At 34.8% G+C, this 17,395-nt stretch carries 12 protein-coding genes; 5 read left to right on the top strand and 7 right to left on the bottom strand.

The window, feature by feature from the left end:
* The first annotated feature begins 69 nt into the window (after positions 1–69).
* Entirely contained in the window at positions 70–717 is a 648-nt protein-coding gene (locus tag DPQ89_RS12220) for a hypothetical protein (protein WP_127717292.1), read from the top strand.
* A 28-nt stretch (positions 718–745) separates the two neighbouring features.
* Here DPQ89_RS12220 and DPQ89_RS12215 read toward each other — a convergent pair whose 3' ends face one another.
* Positions 746–2,200 (bottom strand): DNA gyrase subunit A, encoded by a 1,455-nt coding sequence (locus DPQ89_RS12215; RefSeq protein WP_127717290.1) that lies wholly within the window; start codon positions 2,198–2,200, stop codon positions 746–748.
* 14 nt (positions 2,201–2,214) lie between these two features.
* Entirely contained in the window at positions 2,215–4,371 is a 2,157-nt protein-coding gene (locus tag DPQ89_RS12210; protein WP_127717288.1) for a toprim domain-containing protein, read from the bottom strand.
* Between the two features lie 84 nt (positions 4,372–4,455).
* Here DPQ89_RS12210 and DPQ89_RS12205 point away from each other — a divergent pair, with 84 nt between their 5' ends.
* A complete protein-coding gene (locus tag DPQ89_RS12205; protein ID WP_127717286.1) occupies positions 4,456–5,088 on the top strand; it encodes a hypothetical protein in 633 nt (210 codons plus the stop codon).
* 75 nt (positions 5,089–5,163) lie between these two features.
* Positions 5,164–5,601, top strand: coding sequence for a GNAT family N-acetyltransferase (locus DPQ89_RS12200; protein WP_127717284.1), 438 nt, complete (start codon positions 5,164–5,166; stop codon positions 5,599–5,601).
* Here the strand turns inward: DPQ89_RS12200 and DPQ89_RS12195 are convergent.
* Positions 5,598–5,978, bottom strand: coding sequence for a hypothetical protein (locus DPQ89_RS12195; RefSeq protein ID WP_127717282.1), 381 nt, complete (start codon positions 5,976–5,978; stop codon positions 5,598–5,600). The two genes, DPQ89_RS12200 and DPQ89_RS12195, sit on opposite strands and share 4 nt — an antisense overlap.
* A gap of 72 nt (positions 5,979–6,050) precedes the next feature.
* On the opposite strand from DPQ89_RS12195, the gene argS reads away from it, so the two are divergent.
* Positions 6,051–7,808 carry an arginine--tRNA ligase gene (gene argS, locus DPQ89_RS12190; RefSeq protein WP_127717280.1) on the top strand — a complete coding sequence of 586 codons (1,758 nt, stop codon included), beginning with the start codon at positions 6,051–6,053 and terminating at the stop codon, positions 7,806–7,808.
* Between the two features lie 2 nt (positions 7,809–7,810).
* On the opposite strand, the gene DPQ89_RS12185 is transcribed toward argS, so the two are convergent.
* Both DPQ89_RS12185 and DPQ89_RS12180 read right to left on the bottom strand, forming a co-directional pair.
* Positions 7,811–13,339: a hypothetical protein gene (locus tag DPQ89_RS12185; protein WP_127717278.1), complete on the bottom strand. Its 5,529-nt coding sequence runs from the start codon at positions 13,337–13,339 to the stop codon at positions 7,811–7,813.
* A 126-nt stretch (positions 13,340–13,465) separates the two neighbouring features.
* Entirely contained in the window at positions 13,466–14,365 is a 900-nt protein-coding gene (locus DPQ89_RS12180; protein ID WP_127717276.1) for a rhomboid family intramembrane serine protease, read from the bottom strand.
* A gap of 197 nt (positions 14,366–14,562) precedes the next feature.
* On the opposite strand from DPQ89_RS12180, the gene DPQ89_RS12175 reads away from it, so the two are divergent.
* Positions 14,563–14,811: a hypothetical protein gene (locus DPQ89_RS12175; RefSeq protein ID WP_127717274.1), complete on the top strand. Its 249-nt coding sequence runs from the start codon at positions 14,563–14,565 to the stop codon at positions 14,809–14,811.
* Here the strand turns inward: DPQ89_RS12175 and DPQ89_RS12170 are convergent, their stop codons facing one another.
* Positions 14,812–15,486: a sterol desaturase family protein gene (locus DPQ89_RS12170; RefSeq protein ID WP_164848379.1), complete on the bottom strand. Its 675-nt coding sequence runs from the start codon at positions 15,484–15,486 to the stop codon at positions 14,812–14,814.
* A 113-nt stretch (positions 15,487–15,599) separates the two neighbouring features.
* Positions 15,600–17,297: a hypothetical protein gene (locus DPQ89_RS12165; RefSeq protein WP_127717270.1), complete on the bottom strand. Its 1,698-nt coding sequence runs from the start codon at positions 17,295–17,297 to the stop codon at positions 15,600–15,602.
* Between the last annotated feature and the right edge of the window lie 98 nt (positions 17,298–17,395).

The raw sequence follows: 17,395 nt of genomic DNA, 5'->3' as shown, positions 1-17,395 counted from the left end.
CATAAGATTTATTTAAAAAATCTGATATATATCCGATAAGAATGAAGTAACTTAACTAATGGGAATTATATGAGCATACCAGAAAGAATTTATCTAAAAGAGAGTAAGAATCAAAATATTAGTGACTGGTTTCACTGGAGCCTTGAAAACTTTGCACTTTTTAGATTTATGTACTTTAAAAATAGACCAAGAAATAGTTTTCTACTCATAAGGTCTGCACTAATTACTGGCGCAATTTTTAGTATCTACTACACTGTATTCTCAAGTTTGAATCTAGTACTTTTTGGAATTGATGTTGAGCCATTTCTCATCTTTACAACATTTGCGACAATGGGCTATTGGAATATGTACTTTATATTTACTCAAAAGTGTCAATACGCTTCCACATTATATAACGAAGTCATTAAAGAGTACGGAAGTGGAAATGCAACCAGCGCAGAACTTATGGCCATTAACTTCACGAACCAATTGATTAATATGGATCTGTGGGGTCATAGAATGTATGGGCCAATGTTCCTATCAAATATGGAAAAAGCAATAGATTATCACTACACAACTGAGCAAAGGGCAGAATCTAAAGAAGAATTGTACAAAAGAATTGCTCAAGGAAAACTCAGAGTAAGTGAAGCTAGAGCTTTTTGCTTTGAGTATCAAAAATACTTATACAATACATGTATAAATGAAAATAAAAAACAAAGTCATTTAAAAGCGATATAAAAAAAGGCTCCGTAAGGAGCCTTTTTTATTATTTTCTTTTCTTTTTCGTTACTGCTTTTTTCTTCGCAACTTTCGCTGTTTTCTTTTCGATCTTCTTTCTAAGCTCTACTCTTTCGCGATCTTTCTCTTTAAGCCAAGCTGTTAATTGAGCGCCTACTTCATTAAGCTCTTCAATAAGCTTCTTCTTGATAAGCTTAGGAGACTTGGCCACTTTAGAGTACTCATCAAATAGCTTCTTATCTTCTTTGACCATAAGAGCACGTTTAGCAACTTCTTCTTTTGTCATTCTATAAATTGGCATATCTGCTAAGTAATCAGCATAAACATACTTCTTCTTAGTTAAGTACTCAACAAATGACTTTCTGTTTTTAGATTTAGTAGCAACTTCATATTCTTTATTTTTAATGAATTTAATAATTTCATTATTTTGTTGAATACTATTTTTTAGCTTCTCACAACGTAATTCATATCTTCTTTGAACAACAGCAAGTCTTTGCCCAGAAAAGATCTCTAATATTTCTTCTGGTCTATCAAAGATTCGAACACCACGCTCTGAAATAAGAGTATAGTTAGGAACCTGAGATGAATGGGCCCCCATGACTTTCTCAATCTCTTCTAAAGTAACTTCTGCACTCTTTTTAAAGATTAATTCAATATTTACATCATTATCTACACTTGAATCAGTAAAGTCTTTTAAGAACCCAGACTCCATATGTTTAGTTAAAAACTTATAAACCTTTGGAGCATCATAACCACGAGGAAGCTCTGTTATATAAAACTTTCCTGCTCTTTCTTCAAAACCCATTCTAAAGATAAGTCTTCTTCTTTCATCTCTTTCAATTGGTAATGTGTAACCATGATTGTATGGCTTAATCTTCTTCGCTTTACCTGTTTCTAGGAATTGAATCATTGAAGCAATAATATCTTTATGACCAAAACTAGGAATTACAGAAGAAAAACCAGTACCAATGCCTTCCGCACCGTTCAGTAACATAAGTGGAAGTTTAGGTAGAAGATTTAGAGGCTCCATAACTTTTTCATCATAGTTAGGAACCATTTCAACTTGGTCCATATCATCAAATAGTAGAATCTGAGAGATCTTCCCCAGTTTACATTCGATATACCTAGATGCTGCTGGAGAAGTCTCCATTCTTTCACCGAAATAACCCTTCTTATCAATGAGAGGGTAATTATTAGAGAAAGTATAATCCTGGGCCATATTAACAATTGCAGATTCAACTGAGGCAGGTCCATGTGGATGAAGAGTTAGCACTAGACCTGTAGCAGAAGATACCTTCATGAGGCCTTTGGATTGATTTTTCCACAGTGTAAATAGAATACGACGCTGACCTGGCTTCAGACCGTCCTTTAGGTAAGGAATCGCACGATCCATTAGAGTATAGATTTGGTAAATGCGATATTCCTCTTTAACAATATCTTCTAGAGGTACGCTTGCCATTGAATGTAAATACGTTTCTTGCATTTTCTAATTCTTCCTTATCTCTTGGATTTCTTTTTAGTTTTCTTAGTAGCTGCTTTCTTCTTAGTAACTTTCTTTTTCGAAGTGGCTTTTTTAGCAGCAGCTTTCTTAGGTGCTACTTTCTTTTTGGCAACTTTCTTCTTAGTTACTTTCTTTTTACTAGAACTCTTAGAAGTGCTTTTCACTTTTGAAGATGATACCGAAACACTTTCTCCAGTAGACTCTTCATCCATTAACAGGTCTTTTCTAAGGCTAGTATCTTTACCAAAACAGACGTTCAGCATCTCTTTTGCAAGAGACATATCGTTAGCAGTTATAACAGTGAAAGACTCACGAGAAAGAACATGCTTCCACGCCTCTGGAGACATTTCCCCAAGTCCCTTATTTCTTTGAATTTCTTTAATCTTTAATTTTGTCGTAGCTCTAAAATCATCTAGCTCACTTGGAGTTTCAATATATTTAGTTCCCTTATCTGTAATAACCTCAAATAGTGGTGCTTTAGCAATACATATCACATCAAGTTCAAATAATTCTGGCCAAAACTGGAAGAAGAAGTTTGTTAAGAGCGTATTGATATGCCCACCATCAACATCCGAATCCGCGAGAAAAATAATCTTCGAGTATCTAAGGTTTGAGATTTCAGCTTCTACACCAATAACAAGGCCAATTGAGGCCATTATATCTGCAAATTCTTGATTATTAATAATGTCATTAATAGAAGACTGGGCAACATTCATTGGCTTACCCTTAAGAGCGATTCCACCTTGATAAAGCTTATCTCTTGCAGAACGAAGACCACCAATAGCAGAATCCCCTTCGCAAATAAATAAAGAGCATAACTCTCTTTTCTTTCTCTCGTTAGCATCTAGTAACTTTTCAACTCTTTGTTTCTTCTGTTTTCTTGCAACTTTCGATGCATCTTTGAGTTCTTGAAAACGGTGACGAGACTTACCTCTTTCCATTACAAGCTCTAAGTACTCTTTATTCTTTCTAAGAAATTTATCCATATTCTTAGACATTATTTCTTCAATTCCCTTTTCTAAGAAAGTATCTCTAACAAGCTTTCTCTTTGTTTGGGACTCAAAGCGAGGATTTGGCATTGTAATACCAATAGTAAAAGTAATACCTGTTAAAATATCATTATCTACTAGAGTTACCTTCTCTTTCTTCATCGCTCTGGCAAGCTTGTCTTTCACACCATTGATAAAAATACGTCTTACACGATCATGGTGAAAACCACCGTCAAAAGTAGGAGTAGAGTTAACAAAAGAAATATACTTTTCTCGCTCTTCAGACTTTGGACAGATGTTTAGGGCAATAGACATATCTATCTTCCCTTTAACCTTCTTCCCTTTTGTATTAGTATTTTCATAAATATAAGTACTAGTACCGAATTCCTGCGCCGTTTTTTCGTCAACTCTTTGAGCAAGCTCTAAAAGCCCCTTCTTAAAGTGATACTTTTCTTTATTGAAATAGAAAGTCAGACCAGGGTTATTATAAGAAAGGTCAATAATTCTCTTTCTTAGTAAATCAGCATCAATAGTATTATTCTTATAGACCTCTTTAGAGAGAGTAACTTCAACTCTAACCCCAGAGTGTCCAGCAAAAGTCTTAGGCTTAGTCTTTTTGACCTTTAGAGCTCCATCAATGAACGTATAAGTTTGCTCTTTTTTTGTATTATAATGACGAACACGAACCTTGAACTCATCACTAGTAAGACATGTTGCCGCGGCACCAAGACCGTTTTGACCTAAGGTTCTATGTAAAAACCCCTTTGCATCTGTCTCTTCGTCTTTAAATTTTGAACCCGTTCTAAATTCTGAGTAAACCTGAGGAACTTTTGGAAGTGGAAACCCGATACCATTATCTTCAACGGCAACAGTCTTACCATCGTCCGATAATTCGCAGTGAATTTCTGTAACATGGCCACGATAGAATTCATCAATACAATTATCTAAGATTTCTTCTATGGCCTTACTCTTGGCCTGATGAAATTTAACAGTTTTAAAGTCAACTTTATGATCTTCATAGATATAAGTATCTAGTTCCTCGATATCATTTGAGCCAAAGACTAGAGTAATACGATTTCGGCAATGCCACCGCTGATCTTTACTCTCAATCAGTGCTTCCTTTGCTTTACCTTTTCTTTTTACGGTTTCAATACTCTTACCCATGCGTCATTTTCCCTATGATTCAGGTTGTGATAAATTTGATATATTAATCAGAGTAATGAGCCATATTATCCAAGAAAAGGTACGATGCGTCACATAAAACAATATATTTTAACTATTTTACTGCTAATCAGTACTGCCCATGGTGCCCCAATTGTCCATGCTCAAAAGAAGTTTGACCATATAAGTGTTCAAAAATCCATAAGTGAATCTGCATGGAAAAAAATATTAAAAAATGAAATTTATGTAACTTCAACGGTTAAAAGTTCAAAGAAACATTCACAAAACTATCAAAAACTAGACTTTATCATCTCCGGACTCCACCCAAAGTCCTGTCGTTTTGCACTTAGAAAGCTGTCTCACTACGAATCTTTTAGTAAACATCTCGGTTTTATCAAAGAAAGTAGCTACGACGACAAAGCACAAAGGGTGAACTTTCAACTCTCCTCGAAGTTACTACCGTTTGATATGAGTCTAAACTTTGCAATTCCTAGAATAAAGAGGCCAGGAAGATACCCATTCATATTTGATCGTGGTTTTCTCAATGGACTTAAGGGGGAGATTATCGCGATTGAATACAATAATCGCTGTCTTTTCTACAGCTATGCACAGTGGTTTGGTCACGACACAGGCATACCTGATACCCTTTTTGAGTTCTTCTCAAAGGCACTTGCAGGTCTTTCTATGGAAAACTTATTCAGGATTTCAGCTACTTACTAAGCATGATTATTATTTTAGTGACATTGTCTGGCGATACTCCTATAAAGGACACCACCACTCTAACACACTATAATTATGAAAGTTTTAAGAATAAATGCATCTGATACATATCAAATTAGAAATCAGGTTTTAAGACCTGGTAAACCTATCGATACTTGTCACTTTAAAAATGATGAAAACGAACAAAGTTTTCATCTTGGGGCGTTCATAGACTCCCAACTCGTAAGTGTTGCTTCTTTTTATTTTGAAAAAAATAAAGATTTAGCTGAAGAATATCAATACAGATTAAGAGGTATGGCCACTCTACCTGAACATCAAGGTAAAGGGCTAAGCTCAGCACTTTTAAAAACAGCTTTTCCAATTATTAAGCAGAACTTTTGCCAATTACTTTGGTGTAATGCACGCACAACTGCTCAGGGTTTTTATCAAAAAGTTGGATTTGAGAAAATTGGAAGTGAATTTGATATCAAGGATATTGGTCCTCACGTACTCATGTTTAAAACAATTATCTAAAAAACCTGATTAACACAAAATGATTTATTCGTAATTCTGTGAATAAGCGAGTAGTTCACGTCGAAGCACTCCTTTTGGGTTTTAAACTGTTTTAGAGGAGCGCAAGACAAGAGCACACTCTTGGCCTCAATCTCTTTCAATCTTTCTTCTTGGCAATTATAAAAACTTGGTAAATTGATACATACATAATGTCTATTTACGCAATCATAGATCAGGTATCGTCCCCGATAATATTTATCACTTATTCTTGGCTCAAGTCTTCTTCTTAGGGTCGAGTTTTTCTCATCCTTATTAAGCAGGTCACTTTCATCGATTTTTTGTCCAAAAACGATATTTTGAAAGCTTAGAAAACATGAAATGATGACAAGTATTCGCATAAAACCTTTGCATTTCTAGTAAGATAGAATAAGTATAACATATTATCTTTAAATTTATGACACGAGAATTTTATGACTGTTTTACACAATACTATTTTAAAAGAAATCGCCCAAAATATTGAAAATTCACTTAAGGAGAACTTTCCAGATGCGGCGCTAACTATTGATAGTATCTACAAGTTAATTTCTCTAGCTCCAAATATGAAAATGGGTCACATCGCTTTTCCATGTTTTCCACTGGCAAAAGAAACAAAAATGGCCCCTAATATGATTTCCGGGAAACTAGCGGAGTCAATCTCAGCAAATGGGATTATTCAAGAGGCCAAATCAGTTGGGCCATACCTAAACTTCTTTATTAATCCTGCTCACTTTTCAAAGTTATTAACTGAAGAAATAATAAGTGGAGAATTCTTTAAAAAAGAACTGTGTTCTGAACGTCCGAAAACGATGATTGAATACTCTCAACCAAATACACACAAAGAGATGCACGTAGGACATATGAGAAATTTATGTCTTGGAAATGCCCTCGTTAGAATTAAGAAATATGCCAATCAAGATGTTGTAGCTGTTACCTACCCTGGAGACTCTGGAACTCATGTTGCCAAATGTCTCTGGTACTTAAAGTATCACAACAAAGAAGCAGTTCCTGAAACAGATAAAGGTTCATGGCTTGGAAAAATCTACACTAGAGCAAACCTACTACTTGAGGACCAACTAGGTAGTGATCAAGAAGAACAAAACAGAGCACAGCTAACTGCAATTTTAAAAGAGTTAGAAAGTGAATCTGGAGAATACTTTGATCTTTGGAAAGAGACTAGACAATGGTCACTGGATTTAATGAAAAGTACTTACAAATGGGCCGACGTAGAGTTCGACAGATGGTTCTTTGAGTCAGAAGTAGATACTCCTTCGCTTGAGTTAGTTAAAGACTTATATAAGCAAGGAAAACTGATTAAAGATGATGGTGCTGTAGGAATGAACCTTGAAGAAGATAAGCTAGGTTTTTGTATTCTTATCAAATCCGATGGAACAGGTCTCTATGCAACAAAAGACGTTGCTCTTGCTGTAAAGAAGTTTGAAGAGTATGGAATTGAAAACAATATTTATATTGTAGACACTAGACAGTCATTTCACTTTGCACAAGTGTTTAAAGTCTTAGAAAAAATTGGCTTTGAACAGGCCAAAAACTGCCATCACTTACAATACAACTTTGTTGAACTTCCAGACGGTGCTATGAGTTCTCGAAAAGGAAATATAGTTCCTTTGATGGACCTAATTTCCCAAATGCAATCGCATATTAAAAAAGAATACCTAGAAAAGTATGCTGGAGACTGGTCTGAAGAAGAGATTAATTCTACTGCACAAAAGATTGCAAGAGGGGCCATCAATTACGGAATGACTAGATTTGATAATAACCGTAAAATTGTTTTCGACATGAAAGAATGGTTAAAACTAGATGGAGAAACTGGTCCATACCTGCAATATGTATATGCAAGAATTAACTCGCTTTGTGAGAAGCTAGGATATTCAGCGCAACTTAAGCCTGATTTTTCTCAATTATCACAAGATAGTGAAATAGCACTACTACTTAAGTGTTCAGCATTTAATGACATCGTTGTTCAATGTCACGAGAAGAACTCTCCTACTGCCTTATGTTCATACTTATTTGAACTAGGAAAACTCTTTAATAGTTTCTATGCCGAGTGTTCAATTAGCAAAGCTGAAACACAAGAACTTAAAGAGTCTAGACTCGTTCTTGCTAAGTCAGTTAGTTTAATCATGCAAAATGGACTAGGTCTTTTAGGTATTGAAGCTCCTCAAAGAATGTAGGACTAAGGTCTATCTAACTCCATTAATCCCTCAATCATTTCTGAGAAAGACTCCTTTCTCTTTTCAATGATTGGGGTTACTTTATTTGAGAATATCCCATTTTCAACATGATTACCTAAGTTCTCTTTTAAAAGAATAGGCTTTAGAACACTCGCTCCAAAGTAATCAATCGCTTTTTGCACAGGCTGGTCCTTACTTGCAACTCCTGTAGCTCTTCTTTGTCTTAAATTGTTCCAATCAAAATCTCTATGATTGTAGCCAATCAGACCCGCAATCGTTTGAGTACCAACATTATTAGGTCTTTTAGCATCTAATTTCTTTTGAACAATAGCTCCTGCTAAAGTTTCAACAAATCCCCCCATTTTAGTGTCAGATGCAAGATGTATTTTAACATCTTTAACTACAGACTCAGGGATCCCGTCAACTTTCTTACCATCTAAAAGAGGTCTAATATACTGTTGCTTTATATCGTCTAACACTTTCTTGGCCTTTGGATTCTTAGGCGAAAATAATTCATTCAAAATCTTTGGTGAGACGATCTTGCGAATATCATCAGCAGTTAGTCCCTCTGAAGAAAGCGCCACAGTGGCCTCTTTTCGAATTACTTCACCAATTTCAGAAGTTATAATTGTATCCATCAGCTTAGATGAAAGAAGTATATCTTTAAGCTCGTCTAAAGTGAGGTTCTTATTCTTTTTGGCCAAGGCAATTTCTTTTAGCAATTCTCTAAACTCTTCTACGGTTCGCTTAGAATCAAATGCCGACAATTTCTTAATATAAGTACCTAATATTGGCATTATAGAATTAATATAATCGCTGATATCTTTGCGATCATTAACAGAAGGTTCAGCTTTCTTACTATCTGTTGAAAACGCTGAGGAAAAATCAATCCAAAAACGATCATCAAACTCTTTACCAGTAAAATCTTTTATGGCCCGAGAGATTTCCAGAACAAGTGCATGCTCGTGTGAAGTCACACCCATTGCCTTCTTACCAGTTCTAGATAAAAGAATACTATCTAGAACGAGAGGCGTGACTTCTTTTGTTGCACATCTTTTTACAGTTTCAACAGACCAGTCGATGACACCTTTCGAAGAGTTCTTAATTCCACTCTGTTCATGAATACTAAAGATCTCATTCCAAAATCCAACACCATCTTTAATCTTAGAGTAAAGCTCATTACGTTGTTGCGCACTTAAAGAGACTACTTTTTGAGATTTAACATAGTCTCGCTTAGCATCCTGAATACAAGTATTCATTTTCTCCAGATCATTATCCCCAATAGTTCTCATTAACTCATTCTTATGGGACAAGTGCTTTACAGCATTTCCTGTAAAATCGAAAATATCTTCAATTAAACATGAGTTTAAATGATTAGAAAATTCATTTCCTTTAAATTCAACATTGGCACTCTTTGCACAAAGTTCTAAGTACTTCACTTGACCATCTATCAACTTCTTTCTAGAGATCGGATCTTTATCAAAATAAGTACCTACATCATCCAGAATTGATTCAAGTATAAGACTCGTGGCCGTTAACTTAACACCATTTATACAAAGCTCTGTATCTTGGGAAGACTTCTTTCCAGCTCTTTGATTTTCAAGTAAACAATTCGATAAAACCTCTTCAGACTTTTGTGAGGCCATTTCTACCAGTTCAACTTTAGAGGCAGGAGCATTCTTAGGGTCAACCCCTTTGCCATATATCGTCTCTGCAATTATTCCTCTAAGTACAGGTTTAGACGCAATAATAGTCGAACTTAAAGTAAAGTCTTCTATAAAGGATTCAAGCTCATCTTTTTTATAGGCCTCTTTGATACTACTTTCTAGTTGTGGATTAATCTGTTTATCCAAAATTTCTTTTCTGGTTTTCTCATCAAAATACTCTGAATACTCACTATTATATAAAACAGACTTTAGCTGATCTTCAAAAACATCCTTTGTCAGTGACGCTTTAGTATGTGCAATACAATACGTAACATGATCACTAAACTCACCAGTTTTAAATTCATTTAAACACTTTTCCATAGTGATAGGAGCATTCTTAGATAATTTTTCAACTTCAGCTTCACTTTTAAGCACTCCTGTTGACAATAATTTCTTTGCTTCTTCATTGGTGACAATTGCAGTGAGCTTAATGGCAGCATCTTTTGTTAGTGAACGAATATGATTATCAAACTTAGCTTCGTCCTTCTCTCCAGTAAGAATTGCTCGATAACCGTCTTCGCCATCAAATAAGTCCTTTCTTACCTTTAGAGAGATTTCATCAACTTTACTTTTATCATCAATAAAGTCATTCACATATCCATCAATAGTCATATCTGCTATGAAATAGATTGCCGTCCCCTTAACTTTTTTAAACTCATCAACAACTTGATCAAGCGTTAAGCTTTCTGTTTTTAATCTTGAATTAACTCGCTCTCGCATATTGTGGACAATAGGACCGATGGCCTTGGCCTGTAGATCAATCCCTATGTCATTTTCATCTAACATAGTTGAAACAACAGGAGAGAGAATGTCTTTAGCAGCATCATCACTTAAAACTAAACTAACAATACATGCATCCTGCGCTTGAGATAAAGAATCAGTTACTTCCTCTAAAGAATTCTTCGAAGATAACTTTTCAGAAATACATTTTTGAATTCTCTTTGCATATTGATCTCTTTTTTTATCATCGATCTTTACTTTCTTATACATTGGATCGTCACTAAAGGTCTTTAGTAACTCTTCTTTTGCCACGTAGTAAGTTATCCACTCAATACTCTTTTTGAGACAATTGGCAGACTGCTGATCGATATTGAACTCACTTTCCGATTCTTCAAGAAGATTTTTTAAAGAGTTTTGTTTAAGTCCTTCAAAACAAGACTTATGAGGAGCATCTTTTCCTATTTTATTCCATAAATCTTTTGATACTTTCTCTTGTAGACTCTGATCTACAACTTGTTCAGTTACAAAGAGAGTTACGTAGTCTTTACATTCACTAGCTTTTACTACTGAGAACTTCCCACTCTTTGCAAGAATATCAACTCTTCTTTTTTGAATATCAACACAATGCTTAAGTCCTTTATCCATTGAAAGACTTAGTATTTCAGCTCTTTTATTTTCAGGTAGATCAATTTCTGCAAGATTATCTCTAATAAACTGCTCTGTTACATTACTAGTCACAATCTCTTCGACACTTGCTGCACAAGTAAAGAGATCTTGCTTGAAGGTCTCTACTTCCAATTCTTTTAAAGTGTCCATATTATAGCTGTCAGTAAAGACCCTGCTACTTAGATATCCTTTTTTGCTATAACAACTTCTCAAAGCGTTACGACTAGCAAGAGATATATTAGAACTTACTGAAATAGTTTTCTTGCCAGTAGGGTCCATTTCCTTGCTCATCTTTTCTAATGTTAGAGAAATAACTCCCTCTAACCCATCATCTACGCTACTAAAAGTTGCCTTAAATATACAGCCCTTTATAAAGTTGATATCTCCCTTAGCGGTGTCATAATTTTCTTTAATACATTTTGTATATTCTAATTTTGCTTTCGCAGAGAGTTGTTCATATCCATTTTGACTCAACTGAAGATCAAGAATTTCTTGACCAATAATAACTGGAGCTTCTTTTTCAAAGGACTCCATACATTTTGGAGCTCCCTCTGGGTTACTCTGATCGGACGCTCTTTTTAAACATTGCTTAAACTCTACCATTGCCTTATCTGTAATTGACTCATAGATATCTTGTTTTTCTCCAGGCATCATATCTTTAATCATTTTTGGAACAATAATTTTGGAGAACTTTTCATATGCGTGCTCATAAACTTTTGCTGTTATTTGTGGCACACTACCTTTTAGTTTAGGAATATCGCGCTCAACCTCACTCACGATTAATGAAACAGTTTCTTTAACTTCCCCTTTATTTAGTAGGACGACACCATCTTTATTCAGCTTCTCAGAAGTATTGAGCGCTTCTTTAGATATTTCATTTTCTAGCTTTTCTCTTCTACCATTTGTGCTAAAGAAATTAGAGAAGAAAAAGCTAGTCACGCCAGCTCCGTCTCCTTCTTTGAAACGATGTGGATACTTTGAACTTCTAGCAGATGATAGATGAATTTTCTTTCCACTATTTGTAATTTTTCCTAAACCATCTAACTCAATAGGATAGATATTCTTATCATAGTAGTTCTTTCCTAGAGGGTCTTTTTCATGAGAGCCCAGTACATAGATTGCCAATTTCGCCGTAATAGGATCACTGTCAAGCTTGACAGCTTCTGTATCAAAGAAGAATTGATCTAATTTTTCTCCATTATCGTTAGAGACAATTTTGAAAATATATTCATTACCTTCTTTAACTCTCTCAATACTAAGTCCACTCTGAGTGGCCTTATCTGAATTTATAAATGAAACACTTTCTATATTTCCCAACCTATCAAGCTTAAACTTAACTCCATGCTCTTGTCCTTGATACGAAAGTTTAGAAACAAGGGAGCCGTCTTCTAAAATAAGTGGCCCATCTGAAACCGCCATAGATAGGTACTGTTCCCAAACTTGTGAATTTACATTTAAAATATCTTCTATATTTTCGTAATTATCTATAACATCGGCCGCCTGATTCTCAGGACAATGATTACTAAAAAAGTCTGTAAATTTTTGTTCAAACTCACCTTCGTTATATAAGTCTTCTTTAATTAATAGCTCCTTTAAAGATTCTAATGTCGCATCATCCCCGACATTAAAGAAGCTATCTTTATCAACCTTGCCATCATCAAACTTTCTAAAATAGAAGTCTCCTGTATCAAGGTCCATGTATATTTCTTTTTGTTCTCCAGACTCTCCTACAGTTTTAATTAACTTCATTTTAGAGATAATTTCTGACTTACTCTTTTTGAGTTCATCTATTTCTCTTAGAGTCTTAGCAATGACATCTTCACTAACTCGAGCATTCTTTAAACCTTTTTGGATTCTTGATCTATACTTATCAATTTTATGTGGAGTAGATAAATCATAGCTATCTTGATCACTCTCTCTAAATCTTCTGGCAAGGTCTTTTGGAAAGCTGACAGGACTAGAAACTTCTGCATTTGAGTATTTACTTTTTTGAATAATAAAGTGTGAGGAGACTGGATTAAAAAGAGCTATATTTCTTTTACCATGCCTTTTAGTATCGGCCACAACTTTATATGAAGACTTCCCCTCTAAATTCTTTTTCAGTTCATTCATTGTTCTTTCAATTCTAAACTTTGAACTAGAGTCGTCTACTGCTCTACTTAAAGCTGAACTTATTGCAGATGAGCTTGAATTTAGATCAACAATACTTTCACTAGAAGATACGCCTTGGTATTTATCAAATATAGAAGGATTGAAGCTTGAAAGTGAGCGAATATTTTTTGGAAAGTTTGCAGGTATCTTACTATCAGTTGAGTGATACTTTCTTACGATCAACTTACGAGAAACTTCATCAAGATAAACGACTGTGGCACCATCGCTTGAAGCATGTTGATGTAGCAATGTATGTGCGAAACTTAATTCACAAAAACACACTAGCACTAGTGCAAAACTAAATAGATGTTTTCTAATATATTCTCTCAAAATACCTAAAGGCCTAAAAATTCGGGCCCACCTTTAGATACTTATCGGAAACCTGAGTATTTTACTTTATTTATTTATCTTGGCCTAAGCACCCGATTTCATGGAAAGTTTGAAGAGTTCTATAAATTGTGTGAATATTGGTAATGCTAGAGCAAATACAAAGTATCCCGCTACCGCAGTCCACTGCTTTTCTTCTTTTGACTCGCTCATTCCAAAGAAAATACCTACTAGCATACCCAAGCTTAAACCCATTGCATGCGCCATATTTGCAATAGAAAAACTCAAAGCTCCGGATAAGCACAAGAAAAACCATCCAACCATGATGTAGATATCTTGCTTGGCCAAACTATATTCAGAATTCTTATTAAATCTCTTATTCATCCATAAGTATCCTAGTAGACCGTAAATAACTCCACTCATACCACCGAAGTTTGGTCCAATACTAAAGAACTGAGCAGCATTAGAGAAGGCCCCTACAAGAAAAATAAAGAAAATTAGAAAGTTTCCACCTCTTTGTGCTTCTACTACTTTTCCAAGGTCTTTCATCCACATCATATTAAATAGAATATGTATGATACCAAAGTGAATAAAAACAGGAGTCACCAGCTTCCAGACATTCATGATATTAAAATCTGTAAAAAAATCCGGACTTAGTTGCATTAGCGTGTAGAGTTCAGGAACAATCTTATAATCTCCTAAAATAAAAATCCCAATACAAAATGCAACAACGACCATAGTTACAGGCCCCATGCTTACCGACTGAATCTTAGACCATTCTTCAGATTGCTCAAACTGCCTTGGTAAACCAAGCATTACTCGATAAATGTCTAAAGCGACACCAATATTTTCTTCTTTATCAACCAATAAAATATACTGATTAGTACTCGGATCGTAATCTATTCTATACAGGATTCCTTGTTTAGAAATTTCCTTACAAATTTCGTCGGCCAATTTCTTATCGGCCAAAGAGGCAAAAGCTATCATAAACACCTATCTAATTTCACTATTTTAACTATTTTGAAATTATACGTGAAAGTTTTCAGAAATACTTTATAATACTTAAGGAGTAATTATTCTATTTCTACCTCTTTCTTAGAGGAAGATTGTAAATTTTAATTATACATTCACGATAAGTATGGCAGGAGCCAAAGTTTATCTTTGCAGGACGTAAAGGAGCATATATGTCAGACATAAAAAAAGAACTATTTAATTCAATTGGAAAATATGAACAGAGTCATAATATTGAAGACTATTTTGAGTACCTAACTCAGCTACAAGCAGAGCAAGCACCATGGCTTGATAAGAATCTTATCGAAGTAAGTGTATTTCAAAGCTTTGCTAAGTATTATAATGATCACAATATAGATTATATTATCTGTAAGTATTTAGAACAGTCTTACGAGCAGACGACTCACAGAACAGCTGCCTAATTATAATTTTTCAAAAGGAAGCTTCAACATAGATACAATCTTTACAGATTTATCTTTTGTTGGAGTCTCTAGGCCAGTTACAAACTCATCGTTTAAGTAAATATCACTATCTAGATAACTTCCAAAGACCTTGTCCCACAAACTTAAAAATGAACCATAATTCGAATCATGAATCTTTCTCTGATCACTATGATGTACTAGATGAAAATCAGGTGTAACAAAGAACCTAGCGAGATGGCGATTCAATCTATTGGAAAGCCTAAGATTAGCATGGTTAAAGATAGCAAATGAGCTGAGCAGGACTTCAAATACAATTACGCCCTGTGGAGATAAACCAAGAGCAACAATAAAGAAAACCTTTACACCAAAAGACAGAAACATCTCTATTGGATGGAATCTAAACGCAGAACTAGCATCTAAGAATTTATCACTATGGTGTACACGGTGAAATCTCCATAGAAAATTTGAAGTGTGAAACAGACGGTGCTGCCAGTAAATGACAAGGTCTAGAAGTATAACACTAGAGACATAATATCCTACACCAGTGAGCTGAAAGTAATTAAGCAGTCCAATTCCTTTATCATGAACCAATTTAGCAATACTAAAAAGTTCATAGGGAATAAATACTTTGAAACATATATAGAAAATGAGAAGCATCGATATATTTAATTTCAATCTTTGCTTCGATTGACGTGCGGAGTAGATAGAAGAATTTCTTTTAAAGATATTCTGTAAAATAGAAAATAAGACAATCGTGACAAGAAATATTATTAATCGATAATGTTCCATTAATGTATAATTATACCAGCAGAACTTCCTTCTTCAATAGTTTGTGAGAAAACTTTATGAATTGACTTAAGCTCTTTAGGAGAAAGCTCGCCACCTTTAACAATTAAATTAAAAGTACCATTTCCATCTTTAGTTGGATTATATTCAATTGCGAAAATCAAATCCTTCGCTCTATTAAAGTGAACCTTGTCTTTCCCAACTCCAGTAACCTTCGCTCTCAAAGACTTCTCAACTTTTTCTGCCTTAACAACATACTCACTTCTATTGGCAGCAGAAATCAAAGTTCCATCACTATATTGAGTTGGAACAAAAGTAACTCGATACTTACTAGGATCTTTTTGAGAAAGCTTCTCGACTAATTTAACCTTTTCATCTCTAGACCATGACTTAGTAGGAAAGAACATTCCATCATCCCCACTAAAAAGTGCCCCTGAGTGAGTTGGTTCAATTTCTTTTACTGCAGAGTTATATGATCTTTGCGCCATATGCATCTCATCAGTCACACTATCTACTTCTTTCCAGACATTATCTAACGTTTTTGAAACACTATTCATCTTTTTAGCATCATTCATTGAACTCTTTCCAAGTCCAATCATGGCCGCTTGAGCGTTATCAACACCAATTCCCGCAAAGTCTACAGATACAAGACCGCTTTTAGCTTCTTCCAAATTTATGATCTGTCTATCTCTAATAAACAAAGGAGGGCTCATTGAATCAATATCTTCGAAGTACTTTGTCATTTTTAAAATTTCGTCCTTTTCTAACTTCACTCCAAATAAACTCTTAGACTTCTGCTCTATTTCTTTTAGATACTTTGCTTCACTTGAAAAGTCCGATCTTTTATTTTTACGTAAGATAGTAATCATCTCTTTTGAAAGGACATAATCATCATTCACTTTTGTCATTATAGACTTTGATACAAGCTTCTGATTTGAGGCCAGCTCACTTTGAAGACCACTTATTCCTCTCATTTGAGAATAGAGTTCATCTACATTGTCAGAGTACTTCGAAAGACTAGCTACTCCAGTAGAAGCGACATTTCTTCTCTGGGCCCTTGATGCCATATTGGCCTCTAGTGCATTGTCTCCAGTTCCAGCAAGAAACCAAGTTTGAGGACTTCCAAGTTGACCTTCATGACCTTGCCAAAGCCCCGCCATTTTTGCCTTGTCCATTTCTAATAGAAACTCATCATTCGATTTTTGATAAACTTCTGCTAAGGCCTTATTTATAGAATCTGCTTCTGATGCGTCTTTATAATCAAAACTAAAACGCATTGATTTAAAGTCTGAGTACTGTCCACTTATTTTATCTAATAAATCAGGATGAGATTTTAGGTTCTTTAAAAATTTTTGATTAAAGAGATTATTAACAGCATCACCAAGACCCTTATCCTCTAACACATGATCATTTAAACCTTTCAAAACTGAGTTCTCTACATCAAAGTATATTCTCTTTTGCGATGATCCACTTGCTCGGTCCATAGAACTCATGAATGCTCGGTTGTCAGAAATAACTTTCTGATCTTTCCACTTACCCAAAAACTCTTTAACTTGTGCTGTGCCTCGAATCGTACTTCTCTGCTTTGCACTAAGTTTTTCTAGAGATAAGAACTTATTAAAAACGCCTTCAACTTCTGAACAGATTGCAAAAGTTGACGCACTATAAGTAAATAGGATTAAAATATAAACCTTAAACATGCCTAACTTATCGGAATCTCGTCTAAAAACTAAAATTTAAATCCTTTTCATTTTTAAATACGTCTTTTTTTGACGTATTTATGATATATATTATATAT

It is taken from the genome of Halobacteriovorax sp. HLS (assembly GCF_004006665.1).
GTDB lineage: Bacteria > Bdellovibrionota > Bacteriovoracia > Bacteriovoracales > Bacteriovoracaceae > Halobacteriovorax.
This window is presented reverse-complemented; position numbering and strand designations above follow the sequence as displayed.